This window comes from Chelatococcus sambhunathii (assembly GCF_001418005.1).
Lineage (GTDB): Bacteria > Pseudomonadota > Alphaproteobacteria > Rhizobiales > Beijerinckiaceae > Chelatococcus_A > Chelatococcus_A sambhunathii.
In genome coordinates this window covers 146,798-166,658 of the sequence record NZ_LIOL01000006.1, presented here as the reverse complement: position 1 = coordinate 166,658, position 19,861 = coordinate 146,798, and the positions used below count along the sequence as shown (strand labels likewise).

General features: G+C 68.5%; 19 protein-coding genes. 9 read left to right on the top strand and 10 right to left on the bottom strand.

Annotated features, from left to right (window positions below; genetic code table 11):
• Positions 1–35: 35 nt before the first annotated feature.
• The 6 genes from ASC46_RS13325 to acnA all read right to left on the bottom strand — a co-directional run bounded on the left by ASC46_RS13325 (position 36) and on the right by acnA (position 6,957).
• Entirely contained in the window at positions 36–797 is a 762-nt protein-coding gene (locus ASC46_RS13325) for an SDR family oxidoreductase (protein WP_055459794.1), read from the bottom strand.
• Positions 794–2,077, bottom strand: coding sequence for a beta-ketoacyl-ACP synthase (locus ASC46_RS13320; RefSeq protein WP_055459793.1), 1,284 nt, complete (start codon positions 2,075–2,077; stop codon positions 794–796). Before ASC46_RS13320 ends, ASC46_RS13325 begins: the two co-directional genes overlap by 4 nt.
• 12 nt (positions 2,078–2,089) lie before the next feature.
• Positions 2,090–3,223: a beta-ketoacyl-ACP synthase gene (locus ASC46_RS13315; RefSeq protein ID WP_055459792.1), complete on the bottom strand. Its 1,134-nt coding sequence runs from the start codon at positions 3,221–3,223 to the stop codon at positions 2,090–2,092.
• 1 nt (position 3,224) lies between these two features.
• Positions 3,225–3,698 carry a 3-hydroxyacyl-ACP dehydratase FabZ family protein gene (locus ASC46_RS13310; RefSeq protein ID WP_055459791.1) on the bottom strand — a complete coding sequence of 158 codons (474 nt, stop codon included), beginning with the start codon at positions 3,696–3,698 and terminating at the stop codon, positions 3,225–3,227.
• 77 nt (positions 3,699–3,775) lie between these two features.
• Positions 3,776–4,054: an acyl carrier protein gene (locus ASC46_RS13305; RefSeq protein ID WP_019400864.1), complete on the bottom strand. Its 279-nt coding sequence runs from the start codon at positions 4,052–4,054 to the stop codon at positions 3,776–3,778.
• A gap of 194 nt (positions 4,055–4,248) precedes the next feature.
• Complete coding sequence (gene acnA / locus ASC46_RS13300; protein WP_055459790.1) at positions 4,249–6,957, bottom strand: aconitate hydratase AcnA; 2,709 nt, start codon at positions 6,955–6,957, stop codon at positions 4,249–4,251.
• A gap of 203 nt (positions 6,958–7,160) precedes the next feature.
• Between acnA and ccmA the strand changes: the two genes are divergently transcribed.
• From ccmA to ASC46_RS13275, 6 genes are all read left to right on the top strand, one after another.
• A complete protein-coding gene (gene ccmA / locus ASC46_RS13295) occupies positions 7,161–7,805 on the top strand; it encodes a heme ABC exporter ATP-binding protein CcmA (RefSeq protein WP_055459789.1) in 645 nt (214 codons plus the stop codon).
• Positions 7,806–7,905: 100 nt separating this feature from the next.
• The gene (gene ccmB, locus ASC46_RS13290) at positions 7,906–8,574 is read left to right on the top strand and encodes a heme exporter protein CcmB (protein WP_055459788.1); all 669 of its coding nucleotides are present in this window, start codon (positions 7,906–7,908) and stop codon (positions 8,572–8,574) included.
• Positions 8,575–8,653: 79 nt separating this feature from the next.
• Positions 8,654–9,430, top strand: a complete 777-nt coding sequence (locus tag ASC46_RS13285; protein WP_055459787.1) for a heme ABC transporter permease — start codon at positions 8,654–8,656, stop codon at positions 9,428–9,430.
• The gene (gene ccmD / locus ASC46_RS20890) at positions 9,427–9,600 is read left to right on the top strand and encodes a heme exporter protein CcmD (RefSeq protein ID WP_071923172.1); all 174 of its coding nucleotides are present in this window, start codon (positions 9,427–9,429) and stop codon (positions 9,598–9,600) included. The genes ASC46_RS13285 and ccmD overlap by 4 nt, the downstream gene beginning before the upstream one ends.
• The gene (locus ASC46_RS13280) at positions 9,597–10,217 is read left to right on the top strand and encodes a DsbE family thiol:disulfide interchange protein (RefSeq protein ID WP_055459786.1); all 621 of its coding nucleotides are present in this window, start codon (positions 9,597–9,599) and stop codon (positions 10,215–10,217) included. Before ccmD ends, ASC46_RS13280 begins: the two co-directional genes overlap by 4 nt.
• 8 nt (positions 10,218–10,225) lie before the next feature.
• Positions 10,226–11,551 (top strand): adenylate/guanylate cyclase domain-containing protein, encoded by a 1,326-nt coding sequence (locus ASC46_RS13275; protein WP_055459785.1) that lies wholly within the window; start codon positions 10,226–10,228, stop codon positions 11,549–11,551.
• A gap of 9 nt (positions 11,552–11,560) precedes the next feature.
• Here ASC46_RS13275 and ASC46_RS13270 read toward each other — a convergent pair whose 3' ends face one another.
• Positions 11,561–12,223: a septation protein A gene (locus tag ASC46_RS13270; protein WP_055459784.1), complete on the bottom strand. Its 663-nt coding sequence runs from the start codon at positions 12,221–12,223 to the stop codon at positions 11,561–11,563.
• Positions 12,224–12,227: 4 nt separating this feature from the next.
• The gene (gene ftsY, locus ASC46_RS13265; RefSeq protein ID WP_055459783.1) at positions 12,228–13,337 is read right to left on the bottom strand and encodes a signal recognition particle-docking protein FtsY; all 1,110 of its coding nucleotides are present in this window, start codon (positions 13,335–13,337) and stop codon (positions 12,228–12,230) included.
• 57 nt (positions 13,338–13,394) lie between these two features.
• Between ftsY and ASC46_RS13260 the strand changes: the two genes are divergently transcribed.
• The 3 genes from ASC46_RS13260 (at position 13,395) to ASC46_RS13250 (ending at position 17,572) form a co-directional block, all read left to right on the top strand.
• Entirely contained in the window at positions 13,395–14,132 is a 738-nt protein-coding gene (locus tag ASC46_RS13260; RefSeq protein WP_055459782.1) for an RluA family pseudouridine synthase, read from the top strand.
• A gap of 381 nt (positions 14,133–14,513) precedes the next feature.
• Positions 14,514–16,256: a type I secretion system permease/ATPase gene (locus ASC46_RS13255; protein WP_055459781.1), complete on the top strand. Its 1,743-nt coding sequence runs from the start codon at positions 14,514–14,516 to the stop codon at positions 16,254–16,256.
• 50 nt (positions 16,257–16,306) lie between these two features.
• Complete coding sequence (locus ASC46_RS13250) at positions 16,307–17,572, top strand: HlyD family type I secretion periplasmic adaptor subunit (protein ID WP_245280546.1); 1,266 nt, start codon at positions 16,307–16,309, stop codon at positions 17,570–17,572.
• Between the two features lie 17 nt (positions 17,573–17,589).
• Here ASC46_RS13250 and phbB read toward each other — a convergent pair whose 3' ends face one another.
• Positions 17,590–18,318: an acetoacetyl-CoA reductase gene (gene phbB / locus ASC46_RS13245; protein ID WP_055459779.1), complete on the bottom strand. Its 729-nt coding sequence runs from the start codon at positions 18,316–18,318 to the stop codon at positions 17,590–17,592.
• 75 nt (positions 18,319–18,393) lie between these two features.
• Positions 18,394–19,572: an acetyl-CoA C-acetyltransferase gene (locus ASC46_RS13240; protein WP_055459778.1), complete on the bottom strand. Its 1,179-nt coding sequence runs from the start codon at positions 19,570–19,572 to the stop codon at positions 18,394–18,396.
• Positions 19,573–19,861 lie beyond the last annotated feature (289 nt).

The window sequence follows — 19,861 nt, the reverse complement described above, 5'->3', positions numbered from 1 at the left end:
CGTCTCTTCGAAATTCTGGTCTGGGGCGTGCCGCCTCAGCGGTGCACGCCGATCTGCGCGGTGAGCCCGCCGTCGATCGGCAGGACCGCCCCCGTGATATAGCCTGCCGGTTCCGAGAAAAGAAAGGCGACGAGGCCCGCGACCTCCTCCGGCCGGGCGAAGCGGCCGGTCGGGATCTGCTTTTCCATATTGGCGCGATAGGCGGCGTAGGGCGCCATCATGTCCGTGTCGATGAAGCCCGGCGCCACGTAGTTGACGGTGACGCCGCGCTTGGCGGTTTCCACGGCGAGCGTGCGGATGTAGCTGAGGAGCGCGCCCTTGGAGGCGGCATAGGCGGCATTGCCCGGGTTGCCCTGCAGGGCCGCCACGGAGCCGATGACGACGATGCGCCCGGCCCGCGCACGCAGCATGGTGCGCATCAGGCCCTTGGCGATCTGGGTCAGCGACCAGAAATTGACCTGCATCGCCGCTTCCGCCTTGTCCTGCGCCATCATGGCCGCGAGCGCGTCGTAGGACTGGCCGGCATTGTGCACGAGGCCGAAGTAGGCCGTCTCCTCGACGGCCGCGCAGAAGGCGTCGAGCGCCGCCCGGTCGGCGAGGTCAAGCGCGAGCGCCCGCACCGAGCGGCCGGGATGGGCTTGTTCGAGCTCCCCGGCGAGGGCCTCTGCCGCCTCGGCCGAAGCCCGGTAGGTGAAATCGACGTCGAAGCCCTGCGCCACGAGCGCGCGCACGATGGCCCCGCCGACGCCCTTGGCGCCGCCGGTGACGAGAACGCGCCTTGCGGGTTCGCCGCTCATGCCGGTTCCGCCGCGAAGACGAGGCAGGTGTTCTGCCCGCCGAAGCCGAAGGAGTTGGAGAGCACGCGGCCGACCCTTGCGTCCCGCGCCACGTTCGGCACCACGTCGAGCGGGATCGTCGGGTCGGGCACCTTGTAGTTGATGGTGGGCGGAATGCGCCCCTCGCCGATGGTCAGGAGCGAGAACACCGCCTCGATGGCGCCGGCCGCCGTCAGCGTGTGGCCGATCATCGACTTGTTGGACGAGATCGGCACCTCGCGCATGCGCTCACCCATGACGGCGAGGCAGCCCATCGATTCCATCTTGTCGTTCTCCGGCGTCGACGTGCCATGCGCGTTGATATAGTCGATGTCGTCCGGCGTCAGCCCCGCGTCCGCGATGGCTTCACGCATGGCGGCGATGGCGGGCGCCCCGTCCGGGCTCGAGCGCGTGCGGTGAAAGCCGTCGCCCTTCTCGCCGCAGCCGAGGACGAAGCCGAGGATCGTCGCCCCGCGCGCGAGCGCGTGGTCATAGTCCTCCAGCACCAGTGCCGCCGCGCCCTCGCCCATGACGAAGCCGTCGCGGTTCTTGGAGAACGGCTTGGCGGCCTCCTCCGGCGGGTCGTTCTGCGTCGAAAGCGCCGACAGCAGCGAGAAGCGGATGAGCGATTCCGGGTTCACCGAGCCGTCAGTGCCGATGGCGAGCGCCGCCGAAACCTCGCTGCGGCGGATCGCCTCGACGCCGAGCTGGATGGCGGTGGCACCCGACGAGCAGGCGGTCGACAGCGAGACGGGCGAGCCCTTGGTGCCGAAGCGGTCCTGGATGCGAGCTGCCACCGTGCCGAAGAGGAACAGTTCGTGCCAGGCTTTGAAACGGCCTGTCTCGGCGCCCGCCAGAAGCGTGCCGTAACTGGTCTCGCCATTGCGTTTGCCAGCCTGCGCCAGCGCCTCGCGCTGCGGCCATTCCATCTCCACGGGGGGGACGGCCATGAACAGGGCGCCGGGAAAATCGCCGGGTCGGCCGATGTCCGCTTGCGCGACCGCTTCCTTGGCGGCGCGCAGGGCGAGTTGCTCCGACAGCGCCGGCGCGCAGAACGGTTCGGCAGCCACGAAATCGACGGTGCCGGCGATCGTCGTGCGCAGGTTGTCGATGGCGAACCGGTTGATGCGGTGGATGCCTGAACGCCCGGCCGTCAGGGCCGTCCAGTTGTCGGTTTTGCCCTCGCCGAGCGAGGTGACGACTCCCATGCCCGTCACGACGACGAGGGGGCGCCCATGCTTGTCCCTGTGGGGCGTGGCCATTTCTGCCTCCGCTCAGATGCGCTCGATGAGGGCGAGGCCCTCGCCTCGGGCATGTCCGATGCTCGTCACCGCCGCCTGCCGCGCGTCGCCGCGCCTGACGAGGGCCGCTGCCAGCGCGACGCCGGCGGGGAACTGCGGCTCCAGCATGTTGCCGAAGAGGTCGCCCGTGGCGATGCGCCGCGTGCCGTCGGTGCGCCGGTCGAGCACCGCCTTCTCTTCCGCCGTGATGCCGGCGACGCCGGTGGCGCCCGAGACGACGAGGCCGCTCGCCGCGTCGAAGCCGCCGGCCCTTTCGAACAGGCCGTCGAGCGCCTCGCCCGCCGCGCCGGGCACGCGGCGCGCCTGATCGGCGCCCACATGCGCAAGCCGGGCGATGGCCGTTGCCCCGCGCGCTTCGGCATGGTCGCGCGCCTCAAGCACGAGGAAGGCTGCGCCGCTGCCGGGGATGAAACCGCCCTTCTCACCGCGCTCCCAGACGCTGGCGAAATGACCCTTCCACAGGAGGCCGGCCATCTCGTAGACGAGCAGCACGTCCGGCCGCTCGGCATTGTAGGAGCCGCCGACGAGGAAGATGTCGCCCTGGTTCGCGGCGATGCGCGCCTTGGCGATCCGCAAGGCATCGACGCCGGCTTGCTCCTCGCCCATGAAGGTGCGCGTTGCGCCGGTCACCCCGTGCACGATGGAGATGTTGCCGGCGAGGAGGTTTGACAGCTGGGCGAGGAAGAGCGTGGGCCGGAGATCGCTCATCAGCCGCTCGTTAAGAAAGGCGCCAGGATCGGCCGCCTCGGGCAGGCCGGTGAGCACCTGGCCGTCCACCTGATAGTCGCGCTCGCCGCCGCCGGCCGCGCAGACGAGGTGGAGCTTGCCGAGGAGCGCCTTGTCCTCCTTGATGCCGGCATCGTCCAGGGCGAGCCCCGCCGCATAGACGCCGAGCTTCTGCCAGACTTCCATCTGCCGCTGGTCGGATTTCTTCGGGATCTGCCGTTCCCATTCGAGCGGTACCATCGGATGCACCAGGTGCGGCTTGAAGCGCTCGGCCTCGACCGTCGCCGGACGGCTGGCGTCGATCGCGGCAAGATGCGCCTCGATGCCCTCGCCGAGATTGGAGACGATGCCAATGCCGGTGATGAAGACCTCGCGCGTCATGTCATGCCTCCGGGACGGGCGCGTCGAGCGCAAGGCCGAGTCCAAGGGCCTGTTCCCGCATGCGGTCCGACAGCCCCGCAGGGAAGGGCAGCATGCGGAACATGAGCTCGGCGTCGCAGATGCCTTTGCCGGCGCTCGAAATCTTCGCTCTGGTCACGGCGTAGCCGGAACCCTGGTGGATGCGTCTGGCCTCGATGACGAGCGGCGCGCCCGGCCCGACGAACGAACGGAACTTCGCCTTCTCGACGCCGGCGAGGAAGGGCATATGCGTGAAGCGCGTCAGCGCCAGGATGAGATAGCCCGAGGCCTGCGCCATGGTCTCGGTGAGGAGCACACCCGGCATCAGCGGGTGATCCGGAAAATGCCCCTCGAAGACGGGGCTTGCCATCGGCACCGTCGAATGGGCTTCGAGCCGCTCGCCCGCCTCCTCGAAGAGGGCGACACGGTCGATCATCTGGAAGTATTCGAGGCGCATGGGCTCTTCGGGATCTGCCGGCCCGACGCCGCGGTGAAAGGCCGCACCGCCGGTGAAAAGACGTTTTCAGGCGTGCGTCAGGCCTTGGCGGCGACGAGCTCGTCGATACGTGCGCACAGGTTCTTGAGCACGAAATATTCCTCGGCGGGCACCTTGCCTTCGTTGACTTCCTGCGTCCACGTCTCGAGCGGCAGCTTGATGCCGAAGGCCTTGTCGATGGCGAAGGCGATGTCGAGAAAGGCGAGCGAGTCGACACCGAGATCGTCGATCGCGTGGCTCTCGGGCGTGATCTGTTCGCGGGGGATGTCGCACGTCTCCGAGATGATGCCGGCGACGGTCTCGAAAGTGGAAGCCATCGCTTCTCTCTCCTGTCTGTTTGCGGCGGGGCGGAGCAGCGGTAGCGGATGGGCGCCCCGTCATCCGCTGAACGCAGGTTCCGTTGAAAGCGGTTCCCTATACATGAGCGCCGGCGGTTGTCCAACCGCCGGCGTCGTTGTTCTCCATAAACCCGCTGCCGGTGCCTGCGCAAGCGCCGGCCTGCCGGCTCGGATCAGGCCGCGAGCTGGCGCAGCACGTAGTGCAGGATGCCGCGGTTCCTGAAGTACTCCAGCTCGTCGAGGGTGTCGATGCGGCACAGCAGCGGCACCGTCTTGACCGTGCCATCGGCGAAGGTGATCTCGGCTTCCAGCCTCTGGCGCGGCTTGAGGCCGGCCGAGATGCCGCGGATGGTCACCGTCTCGTCGCCCTTGAGGCCGAGAGTCTGCCAGGACGTTCCTTCCTCGAAGACGAGCGGCAGGACGCCCATGCCCACGAGGTTGGAGCGGTGGATTCGCTCGAAGCTCTGGGCGATCACGGCGCGCACGCCGAGGAGGTTGGTGCCCTTGGCCGCCCAGTCGCGCGACGAGCCGGTGCCGTATTCGCGGCCGGCGAAGACCACGAGCGGTACGCCTTCGGCCTTGTACTTCATGGCCGCGTCGTAGATCGGCAGACGCTCGCCGTCCGGCCAGTGGAGGGTGTAACCGCCCTCGACGACATTGCCGGCCTCGTCCTTCACCATCTGGTTCTTGATGCGGATGTTGGCGAAGGTGCCCCGCATCATGACCTCGTGGTTGCCGCGGCGCGTGCCGTACTGATTGAAGTCGGCGACCGCGACACCATGATCGATCAGGTACTTGCCGGCCGGGCTCGCCGCCTTGATGGAGCCTGCGGGCGAGATGTGGTCGGTTGTGATCGAATCGAGGAAGAGGCCGAGCACCCGCGCCCCGATGATGTCGCTCGTCGCCTCGGGCGTCTTGCCCATGCCAACGAAATAGGGCGGGTTGGCGACATAGGTCGATTGGCTGTCCCAGGCATAGGTCTGCCCGGCCGGCGCGTCGATCTTCTGCCAGTTCTCGTCACCCTTGAAGACGTCCGCATATTTCGTGCGAAACATTTCGTTGGTGATGTAGGCGTCGATGAACCCCTGGATCTCCTTCGGTGACGGCCAGATGTCCTTGAGGTAGACTGGCTTGCCGTCCGAGCCGGTGCCGAGCGGCTCGGTGGTGAGGTCGACCTGCATGGAGCCGGCAATCGCATAGGCGACGACGAGCGGCGGCGAGGCAAGATAGTTCGCCTTCACGTCCGGATTGACGCGGCCCTCGAAGTTGCGGTTGCCGGAGAGCACCGCCGCGGCGACGAGATCAGCCTCGTTGATGGTCTTCGAGATCGGCGCTTCCAGCGGGCCCGAGTTGCCGATGCAGGTCGTGCATCCGAAGCCGACGAGATTGAAGCCCATGGCGTCGAGATCCCCCTGCAGGCCTGACTTGGCGAGATACTCGGCCACCACCTGCGAGCCGGGTGCGAGCGAGGTCTTCACCCACGGCTTCGGCTTCAGGCCCTTCTCCTTCGCCTTGCGGGCGAGAAGCCCGGCGCCGATCAGCACGCTCGGGTTCGAGGTATTGGTGCAGGAGGTGATCGCCGCGATCACAACGGCGCCGTGGCCAAGCGCGAAGCTGTCGCCGCGCGTGTTCGAGGATGGTGCTGTCTTGCCCGCTTCGCCCGGTTTCTTGAACTCGCTCTCCAGCGAGGCGAGAAAGCCGGCCTTGGCGTCGGCCAGCGTCACGCGGTCCTGCGGGCGCTTGGGACCGGCGAGCGAGGGCACGACGTCGTCGAGGTCGAGCTCCAGCGTGTCCGAGAAGACCGGGTCGGGCGTGCCGTCCTCGCGGAACATGCCCTGCACCTTGGCATATTCGCCGACGAGGGCGATGCGGTCGGCGTCGCGGCCCGTCTTGTCGAGATAGCGCAGCGTCTCGGCATCGACCGGGAAGAAGCCGCAGGTCGCGCCGTATTCCGGTGCCATGTTGGCGATGGTCGCCTTGTCCTCGAGCGTCATGTGCGCGAGGCCGGGGCCGTAGAACTCGACGAACTTGCCGACGACGCCCTTCTTGCGCAGCATCTGGGTGACGGTGAGCACGAGGTCTGTCGCCGTCACGCCCTCCTTGAGGCGGCCGGTGAGCTTGAAACCGATGACCTCCGGCAGCAGCATGGACAGTGGCTGGCCGAGCATGGCCGCCTCTGCCTCGATGCCGCCAACGCCCCAGCCGAGCACGCCGAGGCCATTGACCATCGTGGTGTGCGAATCGGTGCCGACGAGCGTGTCGGGATAGGCCGTCGTCTCGCCGCCCTCGCTCTTCGTCCAGACGGTCTGGGCGAGATATTCGAGGTTGACCTGATGGCAGATGCCGGTGCCGGGCGGCACCACGCGGAAGTTGTCGAAGGCGCTCTGGCCCCACTTCAGGAAGCGGTAGCGCTCCTGGTTCTGCTCATACTCGCGCGCAACGTTCTGGGCGAGCGAGGAGGACGAGCCGAAGAAGTCGACGACCACCGAGTGGTCGATGACGAGGTCGACGGGCACGAGCGGGTTGATGCGCGTCGGGTCGCCGCCGAGCTGCTTCATGGCGTCGCGCATGGCCGCAAGATCCACCACCGCCGGCACGCCGGTGAAATCCTGCATCAGCACGCGCGCCGGGCGGAAGGCGATTTCGCGCCCCGCGGCGCCCTTGTTGACGAGCCACTCCTTGACGGCGACGATGTCGTCCTTCGTCACCGAGCGGCCGTCCTCGAAGCGCAGCAGGTTCTCGAGCAGCACCTTCATCGAGAAGGGCAGGCGCGAGATGCCGTCGAGGCCGTTCTTTTCCGCTTCCGCCAGGGAGTAGTAGGTATAGGTCTTGCCGCCGACGGAAAGCGTCTTGCGGCTCTTGAAACTGTCGATGGTCGTCACGGCTGGGATCCTCACATCACGATGATCGAACTAGAGGTTCGTTCGGCCGATGCGCGAAGTGCGCGCGCCGCTCCGGGGGCGCCCGGGGATCCACGCGACGAGGCGCGCGGCGCAGCCACGGGTCATATAGAGAATTTTCCTGCGTTCCGCTACACGGACGACAATCATTCTAAAGAAGGCAGGCATGCGAGAGGGGCGGGCTCATGCGCATTTCGGTTGAAGGGCTCGCCTGCCGGCGCGGGGAACGTCTTCTGTTCAGGGACCTTTCTTTCGCGCTGGCGAGCGGCGAGGCGCTCGTCGTCACCGGTCGCAACGGCGCCGGCAAGTCGAGCCTCATCGCCATGCTCGCCGGCCGCCTCACGCCGGCGGCGGGAGAGATCCGCGCCGAGGGCATCGGTGAGGCGACGCTCGCCGAGGTCGCCAACCACGTCGGTCACAAGGAAGGGCTGAAGGCGTCGCTGACGGCCGAGGAGAACCTCGCCTTCGCCGGCGCCATGCTCGGCCGGCCGCGGCTCTCCCCGCGCGAAGCGCTCGCGCGCGTCGGCCTCGCCCGCGCCGCGGACCTGCCGGCGGGCTATCTCTCCGCCGGGCAGCGGCGGCGCGTCGCGCTCGCCCGCCTTTTCGTCTCCCGTCGCCCGCTGTGGCTCCTCGACGAGCCAACCTCGGCCCTCGATGCGGCCTCGCAGGCCCGGCTCGCCGAGGTCATGCAGGGCCATCTGGCGGAGGGCGGCCTCATCATCGCCGCAACCCACGCGCCGCTTGGGCTCGAGGGGACGAAGACGCTGAGCATCGACGCGCATGTGCCCGGCGTCGACATGTCCGGCGGGGCAGAGGGGGAGCGGGCATGAGGATGGAGAACACGGTCTTTCGGCCAGGCGCGCCTCTCTCCTCCGCGCAAGGGGGAGGGGCTGGACCATGCCGCCTTCCTAAAAAACCAAGCGCCCTGACATGACCCGCGCCTTCCTCGCTCTCGTCCTGAGGGACCTAAGGCTGGCGGCCCGTGTCGGCGGCAGCGGCGCCATGGGGCTCGTCTTCTTCCTGATGCTCGTCGCCGTGGTGCCCTTCGCGCTCGGGCCGGACCTCAATCTCCTTGCCCGCATCGGCCCGGCCCTCCTGTGGTTCTCGGCCGTGCTTGCGACGCTCATCGGGCTCGACCGGCTGTTCCAAACCGACGTCGAGGATGGCGCCATCGATCTCATCCTGTCGAGCGATACGCCGCTCGAGGTGCTGGTGGCGGCGAAGGGCGTGGCGCACTGGCTGACCACCGGCCTGCCGCTCGCGCTCTGCGCGCCCCTCTTCGGCCTGCTGCTGGCGCTGACGCCCGGGGCGATGCTTTCCGTCGCGGCGACGCTCGTCGTCGGCACGCCGGCGCTGACCTTCATCGGCGCCGTCGGCGCGGCGCTCACGGCCTCGCTCGGGCGCGGCGGGCTGCTGCTCGCCATCCTGGTCATGCCGCTGATGGTGCCCACCCTCATCTTCGGCGTCTCCGCCGCCAGCGCCGCGACGGCTGGCACCATCGCCTTCCTCACCCCCTTCCTGATCCTTGCGGCCTTGTCTCTTGTCGCGATCGTGATCGGCACCTTCGCCGCCGCCGCCGCCCTGCGGCAAAGCGCGTGACGAAGCGCCCAATTGCAGCCACGATCGCGCGACGTTAGATCAGGCCCAAGATTCCTCGAAACCTGGAACGAACGACCGCGTGCCGCGCCTCTCGAGCCTCTGGAACCTCGCCAATCCGACGCGCTTTCTCGGCCTCGCCGACAGGCTGCTGCCGTGGCTCGCCGCGCTCGCGTCCGCGCTGCTCGGGGTCGGGCTCTACCTGTCGTTCTTCGTCGCGCCGCCGGACTACCAGCAGGGCGAGACGGTGCGCATCATGTTCATCCACGTGCCGGCCGCCTGGCTCGGCCTGTTCATGTACGTGATGATGAGCGCCTCGGCGCTCGGCACGCTCGTGTGGCGCCACCCGCTCGCCGACGTCGCGCAGAAGGCCGCCGCGCCCATCGGCGCCGCCTTCACCTTCGTCTGTCTTGTCACGGGCTCGCTCTGGGGTAAGCCGATGTGGGGCACGTGGTGGGTGTGGGACGCGCGGCTCACCTCCGTCCTCGTGCTCTTCCTCATGTATCTCGGGATCATGGCCCTGTGGCGGGCGGTGGACGATCCCGGTCGCGCCGCGCGCGCCGTCGCCGTGCTGACGCTCGTCGGCGTGGTCAACATCCCGATCATCAAGTTCTCGGTGGACTGGTGGAGCACGCTGCACCAGCCGGCGGCCGTCTTCCGCATCGACGGGCCGACCATTCATCCCTCGATGCTGTGGCCGCTCCTCGTCATGGCCCTTGGCTGCACGGTGCTCGCCATAGCCCTGCATGTCGCCGGCATGCGCAACGAGATCCTGCGCCGGCGCGTGCGCAGCCTGCGGCTGATGGAGGCCGAGCGCCTCGACGCCGGCGCCGAGACGGCTGCGGGAGCCGCCCGATGAGCGATCCCCACGCCGGCTTCATCATCGCGAGCTATGCCTTCACTGCGCTCGTCATCGGCGGGCTCGTGCTGCGCGCCATTATCGACCATCGTGCTCAGCGGCGCGCGCTCAAGCAGCTCGAGGCGCGCGGCGTGCGCCGCCGGTCCGCACGGCAGGAGGCCGCCCCATGAGTCAGCAGCAGAACGGCCTCGCGGCAGATGACGATGCGGGTTCGCCCGAGATGCGCCGTCGCCGGCTCATCCTTCTCCTCCCGCTCGGAATCTTCCTGTTGCTTGCCGCGCTCTTTCTCGTGCGGCTCTTCGCGGGCGATCCCTCACGCGTTCCCTCGGCGCTCATCGGCCGTCCCGTGCCGGCCTTCGCCCTGCCGCCGCTCGAAGGACTGTCGGGGCCGGGCGGTGCGCCGGTCCCGGGCTTCTCCGATGCGGACCTGAAGCGGGGCGAGGTCACCATCGTCAACGTCTGGGCCTCCTGGTGCGCGCCCTGCCGGCAGGAGCATCCCCTGCTGATGGAGCTCGCGGCCCAGCCGGGCGTGCGCCTCCTCGGTCTCAACTACAAGGACAATCCCGAGAACGCCCGCCGCTTCCTTGGCGCCCTCGGCAATCCCTTTGGCGCGGTCGGTATTGACGAGAGCGGCCGCGCCGCCATCGATTGGGGAGTCTACGGCGTGCCCGAGACCTTCATCGTCGGGCCCGACGGCACCATCAGGCACAAGCACATCGGCCCGTTGACGCCGGACAGCCTGAACGGCACTTTCCTGCCGGCACTGAGAGCGGCGCAGCAACGCTAGGGGGATCGATGGCGCCAGCCCTTCCGGCGAATGGCAGCGAGCGCCTGCTGCTAGAGGCCGACCTGTCGGCCGAACGGGCAGCGAGCGTGGTGCGTATGGCCATCGCGGTCGCGCTCCTCGTGACCGTGGAGGTTGTCCTCAAGCGCAGCAACGACATCTCGCTGCTCGATCTTACGGAGGCGCGCAACCAGGCGCGGGCGACGCTTGGCCTCCTCTTCTTCGCGGGCCTTGCGGTCTATCTGCTCGTGAAGTTCGGCCGCTGGCGGCCATGGATGGCCTATGTGACGGTGACGGTCGACATCGCCGTCCTCACCGGCAGCCTTCTCGCCGACCTGCGCGACCTGCGCCTGCCCGTCGCGTTCATGAGCATGTTTCCGGTGGTCGGAGTGTTTCCGCTGCTGCTTGCGGTCAGTGCCCTGCGCATCCGTCCCTGGGTGCAGCTCTATGCCCTGTGCCTGACCCTCGTCGGTTTGGCACTGGTCGCCTGCTTGGGGGGATGGGGCTCGAACCTCGCTCCGGAGACCTTCCTGCGCGATGCGGAGATGTTCTATTCCGTACCGGCGAACACGGCCCGTGCCGCGATGCTCGCGCTCGGCGGGGCGGTGCTCGTGCTTGGCGCCGTGCGCGGCCGGCGCCTGCTCAACCGGGCGGTGGCCGAGACGACACGCCGGCTGAATCTCGCGCGCTATCTCCCCGCCGAGCTTCTGCCCGTGCTGTCGAGCGACAACATCGAGGACCTGCGGATAGGACGCCGCGCCGAAGTGGCGCTCGTCTTCATCGACATCCGCGGCTCGACCGCCATGGGCGAGGCGATGAGCCCAGCGGCACTCACCGGCTTCATCGGCGCCTTCCGCGCCCGCGTCACGCGGGCGGCGCGCCAGCACGGCGGTGTCATCGACAAGTTCATCGGCGACGGCGCCTTCATCATCTTCGGTCTGCCGCAGACGAGCGGCGACGATGCGGCCCGGGCGCTTGCCTTCTGCCGCTCGATGCTTGCCTCGGTCGACGAGTGGAACGGGCTGCGCAAGGCAACCGGTGCCGTGCCGGTAGCGGTGGGCATCGGCGTTCACTTCGGCACGGCCTTCGTCGGCGCCATCGGCGACGAGCAGCGCCTCGAATTCACCGTCATGGGCGATGCCGTCAACGTCGCGGCCCGACTCGAGGACGCGACTAAGGCCCTCGAGGTACCGCTGGTCGCCTCGGGCGACGTCCTCAGGGCGGCGGGCGAGGATCCTGAGCGCGCCGGCTCGCATTGGCGAAGCCTTGGAACGCAGACCCTGCGCGGGCGCAACGAGGCGATGCCGATCTACACGCTGGAGAATGACGCCGTTTGAGCCTGTGGCTCAGGACTTGGTGCCCTCGTCCGTCGCCGGACTGTGGCGCATGATGAGCGGCGTTTGCGCGAGCGCGAAGGCAAGCGTGATGGGCATCACGCCGAAGACCTTGAAGTTCACCCAGAAGTCCGTCGTCTGCGTGCGCCAGACGACCTCGTTCAGCAGCGCGAGAAAGAAGAAGAACAGGCCCCAGCGCAGGGTCAGCTTGCGCCAGCCTTCGGCGTCGAGCTCGAAGACGCTGTCGAGCACGAAGCCGAGCAGCGACTTGCCGAACAGAAGCCCGCCGAGCAGGACCGAGCCAAACAGCGCGTTGACGATGGTGGGCTTGAGCTTGATGAACAACTCGTCGTGCAGGACGAGCGTCAGCGTACCGAAAACGAGGACGACGATGCCGGAGACGAGCGGCATGATCGGCAGCTTGCCGACGAGCCGGTAATGGATGGCGAGCGCCACCAGTGTCGCGAGCATGAACACCGCCGTCGCCGTGAAGATGCCGGCCTGGCCGCCTGCCAGGATCGAGGCCGGCACGAGCGGCTGCATGAGCGGCGCGAACAGCCCCGGGCGGGTGTTGGCGAGGAAGAACAGTCCGAGCGGCCCAAGCTCCAGCGCGAGCTTGATGAGCGGCGGCAGGTGCTGGCCCTTCGGGTCGCTTTCCACAAGTTCCTTCGACATGCTCTTATGCTTCCAATCCGGCGATGGCGCGGGCGAAATCGCGTGCCGTGAAGGGTTCGAGGTCCTCGACGCCCTCGCCGACGCCGATGAAATGCACGGGCAGGCCGAATTTGGCGGCGATGGAGACGAGGATGCCGCCGCGCGCCGTGCCGTCGAGCTTGGTCATGACGAGACCCGTGACGCCGGCCGTCTTGCCGAAGATCTCGACCTGGTTCACCGCGTTCTGGCCGGTCGTGGCGTCGAGCACGAGGAGCACCGCGTGCGGCGCCGTCTCGTCGAGTTTCTTCATCACCCGCACCACCTTCTCGAGTTCGGCCATGAGGCTGGCCTTGTTCTGCAGCCGCCCGGCGGTGTCGACGAGCACGACGTCCGTGCCGCTCGCGCGCGCCTCGCTGAGGGCGTCGAAGGCGAGACCGGCCGCGTCCGCCCCCTGCTCGCGTGCGATCACAGCCGCGCCGGTGCGCTCGCCCCACACCTTGAGCTGTTCGATGGCCGCGGCGCGGAAGGTGTCGCCCGCCGCCAGCATGACCTTGCGCCCCTCGGCGCGGAACTTCGCCGCGAGCTTGCCGATAGTGGTCGTCTTGCCCGAGCCGTTGACCCCCACCATGAGGATGACGAAGGGCTTCCTGCCGGCGTCGACGGCAAGCGGATGCGCCACGGGGGCGAGCACCGCCTCCACCTCGCGCGCCAGCACGGCCTTGACCTCCTCGGGGTCGATGGCCTTGTCGTAGCGCCCCTCGGCGATCGAGCGGGTGATGCGCGCCGCTGTCTCGATGCCGAGGTCGGCCTGGATCAGGATGTCCTCGAGGTCGTCGATGGTCGCGGCGTCGAGGCGGCGCTTGGAGAAGAGCTCGGTGATGCCGAGGCCGAGCGAGGACGAGGTGCGCGCCAGCCCCTCCTTCAGCCGCTGCCACCAGCTGCGCCGGGGCGCGGGCTGGGGAGTGGCCTCGGGCGACGTTTGGGGCACTGCCTGGGGCGGGGCCTCCTGCGGCGGTGATGGCGGCTGCGGCGCCTCGGCTTCGGAAGGCGGCGCCTGCGGCTCCGGCTGGGCGGTCTCGCCGCGCCGGAAGAGCCGGGCCAGCATCCCGCGCTTGTCCTTGTCGCCGTCGCTCATCGGTCCTCGCGTTCTTTTCCCTTGCCCTCGGCCTGCCCCCTCGATAGCCCGAAGCGCATGAACGAGAAAGAGTTGCCGTTCGATATAGTGTCGCGCCTCCTCTATCGCGACGCGCTGATGCTGGTGATCGACAAGCCGGCGGGCATGCCCGTTCATCCCGGCCCGCGCAGCGGCACGGCGACGAGCGACGAGACGCTGAGCGACCATCTCGACGCATTGCGCTTCGGCCTGCCGCGGCGGCCCGAGCTCGCCCACCGGCTCGACCGCGACACCTCCGGCTGCCTCGTGCTCGGCCGCCATCGCAAGGCGCTCGACAAGCTGGGACGCCTGTTCCAGTCGGGCAAGGTCGAGAAGACCTACTGGGCCATCGTCGAGGGCGGGCCGGGCGACGAGGAGGGCGAGATCGACATGCCGCTCGCCCCGCGCGATCCCGCGCGGGGCTGGTGGATGAAGGTGGATGCTGCCGGCCAGCCGGCGCTGACGCGCTGGCGCGTCCTCGGGCGCGGGGAGGGCGTCAGCTGGCTCGCCCTGATGCCGGTGACCGGCCGCACCCATCAGCTGCGTGTCCATTGCGCCGCGGCGGGCTTCCCTATCCTCGGCGACACCATCTACGGCCATGCCCCGCGCAGAGGCGGGCCGGGGCTGCACTTGCATGCCGCCGCGCTCGCCATCCCGCTCTATCCCAGCCGCGAGGCGGTGCGGGTCGCAGCCCCCGCGCCGCCGCACATGCGCGCCGCCCTCGACGCGACCGGTTGGTGCGAGGCAACGCCCGCGCATGCGACAGCCGGGCGCTGAGCGTGATTCGCTGTCCGCGTGGCGATCGTGCCTCTTCCTGCCATAGGGCCTGAGATATCTGCATGCCATCGTCTGTCATATCAATAGCAATCTTTCAGTCGTCGCAAGCTTCATCAATAATATTCAATCGATATTTTGCTTTCAGCGCAATTGATGTGGCGCTCCGGCGCTTCTTATTTATCCAGTAAAGACGGACGCGTATACAGATTGTGCGGGCGCTTCCGGTCAGGGGCGCTTCGGGCCGGGGGGCGGCGGTCCTTCCACCTTCCCCCACGGTGTGCCGCAGCACGCCGCCCCCCGGCTCCGCACCTGGCGGCTGCGCGATCGCCGCATCCGCCTGATGTCGTCCGCTGCGGCGGACTGTCCTAGGGACGCGAGCCGATGAGTGAGCCGCGCAGCGAACTGGCGACTGCATTTCGGCGACTGCGTTGGGTTTTCGGAGGTCTTGCCCTCATCTCTGGCGTGATCAATTGCCTCGCGCTGTCCGGCTCCATTTTCATGCTGCAGGTCTACGACCGGGTGCTGTCGAGCCGCAGCGAGCCGACCCTGGCCGCATTGTGCGTACTCGTCGTGCTCCTCTTCGGCTTCCAGGGGGGGCTCGAGGCGGTGCGCAGCCGGGTGCTGGGGCGGATCGCCAGCCACCTTCACGCCGAACTCGCTCCCCGCGTCTTCCGCTGCGTGCTGGCGCTGCCGCTCAGGAGTGCGCTTCAGGACGACGGTCTCACCCCGGTGCGCGACCTCGACACGCTGCGCAGTTTCGTAGCAGGGCCCGGCCTCTCGGCCTTCTTCGACTTGCCGTGGATGCCGCTCTACATGCTCTTCGTCTTTGTTCTGCATCCCTTCCTCGGTCTCCTCGCGACTGCGGGTGCCTTGGTGCTCGTCGGCCTGACCGTGGCGGCCGAGATCCTCTCGCGCCGGCCCCAGCGCGTGCTGGCTGTGCAGAATGTGCAACGTATCAACCTCGGCCTCGCCGGTCGCCGCAATGCCGAGGTGCTGCGCGCCATGGGCTTTGGAGAACGGCTCACGGCGCGCTGGCTGGGCCTCAATCAGGCCTTTCTCGCCGAGCAGCGGCGGGCAGGCGACATCGTCGGCGGGCTCGGCGCCGCTTCCCGCGTCCTGCGGCTCCTGCTGCAGTCGCTCATTCTCGCACTCGGCGCATGGCTGACCATTCGCGGCGAGGTGACCGCAGGGGCCATCATCGCCGCCTCGATCGCCGCGACCCGGGCGCTCGCGCCGGTGGAACTGGTCATCGGGCAATGGAAGTCCTTCGTCGCCGCACGCGACAGCTGGCACCGGCTCGCCAGCTTGCTCAAGGCGATACCGCCGGCGGCGCGACGGCTCGACCTGCCGGCGCCCGTCGCCAGCCTTGCCGTCGAGCAACTCTCGGTCGCAGTGCCGGGCCAGCGCCGGCCGAGCGTTCGCAACGTCTCCTTCGGGCTGCAGGCGGGGCAGGCGCTCTGCATCATCGGCCCAAGCGCCGCCGGCAAGTCATCCCTCGCGCGGGGCCTCGTCGGCGTCTGGCCGCTCGCCTCGGGCACGGTGCGTCTCGACGGCGCCGCCCTTGACCAGTGGGACGAGACCGTCCTCGGCCGCCACATCGGCTATCTGCCCCAGGACGTGGAGCTGTTCGCCGGCACCATCGCCGCCAACATTGCCCGATTCGAGGACGAGCCGGATGCCCAGGCGGTGATCGCCGCGGCCATGGCGGCCGGTGTGCACGAGATGATCCTGCGTCTGCCGGACGGTTATGAGACGCAGATCGGTGAGCGCGGCGAAGCGTTGTCGGCGGGCCAGCGCCAGCGCCTGGCGCTGGCCCGGGCGCTCTATCGCGATCCCTTCTTCGTGGTCCTCGACGAGCCCAACTCCAACCTCGATTCGGAAGGTGAGACGGCGCTGACGGAAGCCATCCATGGTGTGCGTGCCCGCGGCGGCATCGTCGTCGTGGTGGCGCACCGCCCGGCCGTGCTCGCGGGCGTCGACCTGATCGCCATCCTGCGCGACGGAGCGCTGCAGGCCTTCGGCCCGCACCAGGAGGTGCTGCGCCGCATGCGCGGGCAATCGGGGCCCGTCCGAAGCTCCGCACCGCTGGCCGTCGTCGAGGAAAACAAAGCGGGTGCCCAATGAGCGCATGGTTTCCACCCGGAGGCTGCGACGCGCGCTCGATCCGGCGCAATATGGCGCTCGGCCTCGCAATGTCCTTCCTGCTGCTCGGCACGATCGGCGGCTGGGCATCGGTGGCGCAACTGGCCGGTGCCGTCATCGCTCCCGGCCTCCTCGTCGTCGAATCCAACGTCAAGCGCGTACAGCATCCCACCGGCGGCGTCCTCGGCCAGCTCAATGTCAGGGAAGGCGACGTGGTGCGGGCTGGCGACGTCTTGGCGCGGCTCGATGCCACCCTTGCCAGGGCCAGTCTGCAACTCGTCTCCAAGCAGCTCGACCAGGCGGCCGGCCGCGTCGCACGGCTCATCGCCGAGCGTGACGGCCTGTCGGAGATCGTCTTCCCCGCCGGCCTTGTCGCCAGGGCCGGCACGGACGACGAGGCCGCTGCGGTCATCGATGGCGAAAGCCGCCTCTTCAGGGCCCGACGGATGGCGATGGAGGGTCAGAAAGCGCAGCTGCGCGAGCGCATCTTGCAGTCGCGGCGCGAGATCGATGGCCTCGATGCCCAGCAGACGGCAAAGGGCCGGGAGATCGCACTGATCGAGGATGAACTCGCCGGTGTGCTGGCGCTGTTCGAGCGTAACCTCGTCCAGATCAACCGGCTCAAGCATCTGCAGCGGGAGGCCGCGCGCCTCGGCGGCGAGCGTGGCCAGATCGTCGCCGCCATCGCCCAGGTCCGGGGGCGCATCGCCGAGACGGAACTGCAGATCATCCAGCTCGACCAGAACCGCCGGACCGAAGTGATGCAGGAGCTGCGGGACTACGAGGCCCGAATCGGCGAATATGTCGAACGCAGGACGGCAGCGCAGGATCAGCTCGCGCGGATCGACATCCGCGCCCCGCAGGACGGCATCGTCCATCAGCTCGATGTACACACGGTTGGCGGGGTTGTCAGCGCGGGGCAGGTTATGATGCTTATCGTCCCGCGCAGCGACGAACTCGTCGTCGAGGCCCGGGTCTCGCCGGGCGACATCGACCAGGTGACGCCGGACCAGATGGCCGTGGTGCGCTTCTCGGCCTTCAGCCAGCGCACCACACCCGAACTCGCCGGCATCGTCACCAGTGTTGCGCCCGACCTCCTCACGGTCGCGGCGACGGGTGAAGCGTTCTACAAGGTCCGGATCCACATCGCGCCGGATGAACTCGCCCGCCTGCGCGGTCTCAGGCTCGTCCCGGGCATGCCGGTCGAGGTCCATATCCGCACCGGCTCGCGCTCGGCTCTCTCCTACATGCTGAAACCGCTGGCGGACCAGCTGGCGCGCGCCTTCCGGGAGGAGTGACGCGCGCCCGCGCTGGCTCAGCCGTTGGCGATGTACTGACCGCCGTTGATGGTCAGTACCGAACCGGTTGCGAAGGCTGCGGCATCGGAGGCGAGATAGACCACCGCGGCGGCGATTTCCTCGGCGCGGCCGAGACGGCCGACGGGGATGCCGGCGATGATTTTCTTCAGCACATCCTCAGGCACCGCCGCCACCATGTCGGTGTCGATGTAGCCGGGGCAGATGCAGTTGACGGTGACGCCCTTGGCGGCGTTTTCCTGCGCCAGCGCCTTGGTGAAGCCGATGACGCCAGCCTTGGCGGCGGAATAGTTGGTCTGTCCCATCTGGCCCTTCTGGCCGTTGATGGACGAGATGTTGATGATGCGGCCGAAGCCGCGCTCGCGCATGCCTTCGATCACCGGCCGGGTCATCGTGAACATCGAATCGAGGTTGGTACGGATCACCGCCTGCCACTGCTCGAGGTTCATACGGTGGAACATGCCGTCGCGGGTGATGCCGGCATTGTTGACGAGGACGTCCACCGGCCCGAGATCGGCCGCGACGCGCGCCAGCCCGTCGGCGCAGGCGCTGGCATCGCTCACGTCCCACTTGTAGACGGAGATGCCGGTCTCACTCTTGAAGCGGGCGGCGGCCTCGTCGTTGCCTGCATAGTTGGCGGCCACCGTGTGCCCCGCCGCTTTCAGGGCGCGCGCGATCGCGGCGCCGATACCGCGCGTGCCACCTGTGACGACTGCAACTCGTGCCATGTTTCTCTCCCTCTGGCCGTTATCGTTGTCGGGAAGGGGTGAGGCCGCCGCCGGAAAGCCCCTTCGGGTCCGTCTTCAGCGCTCCACGCACATGGCGACTCCCATGCCGCCGCCGATGCACAGTGTCGCGAGGCCCTTCTTGGCGTCGCGCCGACCCATCTCGTGCAGCAGGGTCGTCAGGATGCGCGCGCCGGAAGCACCGATGGGATGGCCGATGGCGATGGCACCGCCATTGACGTTCACGATGTCGGGGTTCCAGCCCATGTCCTTATTGACGGCCAGCGCCTGGGCGGCGAAGGCCTCGTTGGCCTCGACGAGGTCGAGATCCTGCACCTTCCAGCCCGCCTTCTCGAGCGCCTTGCGCGAGGCCGGGATCGGGCCCGAGCCCATGACGGCCGGCTCGACGCCTGCCGTTGCCCAGGAGGCGATGCGGGCGATCGGCTTGAGGCCGCGCCGCTCGGCTTCCGTCGCCGTCATCAGCACGAGTGCCGCCGCCCCGTCGTTGAGGCCGGAGGCGTTGCCAGCCGTCACCGTGCCGTCCTTCTGAAAGGCGGGCCGCAGCTTGGCGACCGCATCGAGCGTCGCTCCGTCGCGGATGTACTCGTCTGTGTCGACAACGACGTCACCCTTGCGCGAGGCGACCGTCACGGGCGTGATCTCCTCCGCGAAGCGGCCGGCCTTCTTGGCGGCTTCGGCCTTGTTCTGGGAGGCGACCGCGAAGGCGTCCTGCTCCTCGCGGCTGATCTGCCATTTCTGGGCCACGTTCTCCGCAGTCACGCCCATGTGGTAACCATGGAAGGCATCCCAGAGTCCGTCGCGAATCATCGTGTCGACGAACTGCACGTCTCCGAACTTGGTGCCGGTGCGCATGTGGGCCGCGTGCGGCGACAACGACATCGATTCCTGCCCGCCGGCAACGATCACGGAAGCATCGCCGTTGGCGATTTGTTGCATGCCGAGGGCGACGGCGCGCAGCCCCGAGCCGCAGACCTGATTGAGGCTCCAGGCCGTCTTGGCGACCGGGATGCCCGCCTTCATCGCGGCCTGGCGGGCCGGGTTCTGCCCTTCGCCGGCTGTCAGCACCTGGCCGAGGATGACCTCGTCGACCTCTTCGGCGGCGACGCCCGCCCGCTCGAGGGCACCCTTGATGGCGGCGGCGCCCAGCACATGCGCGGGCACGTTGGCGAAGGCGCCGTTGAACGAGCCTACCGGCGTGCGGGTGGCGGCGACGATGACGATATCCGTGGAGGCCATGGTGATCTCCCTTGTTCCTTCTTTTGCCGCTCATGGCGGCCTTGCTGTCATGCTGCGGCCGCTTGGACGGGGCCATGTGGACGGGTCGAAGCCATCTTCGGGGGGCCTCCGCGGAGCGTCAAGCACCACATCTGGCGCGCACCGCGCCCCCGTGTCGCACAAATGAGTTTTCGTCGGGCTGATTAGCGCCTATCGTCTGCGCCGGGGAGGCCGTGCGCAGGCAACCGGTTCCGACGCCGGCAATGCTTCGGGCGCCGCGGCATGAGCCCTTACCGGGGCCGGGACGAGA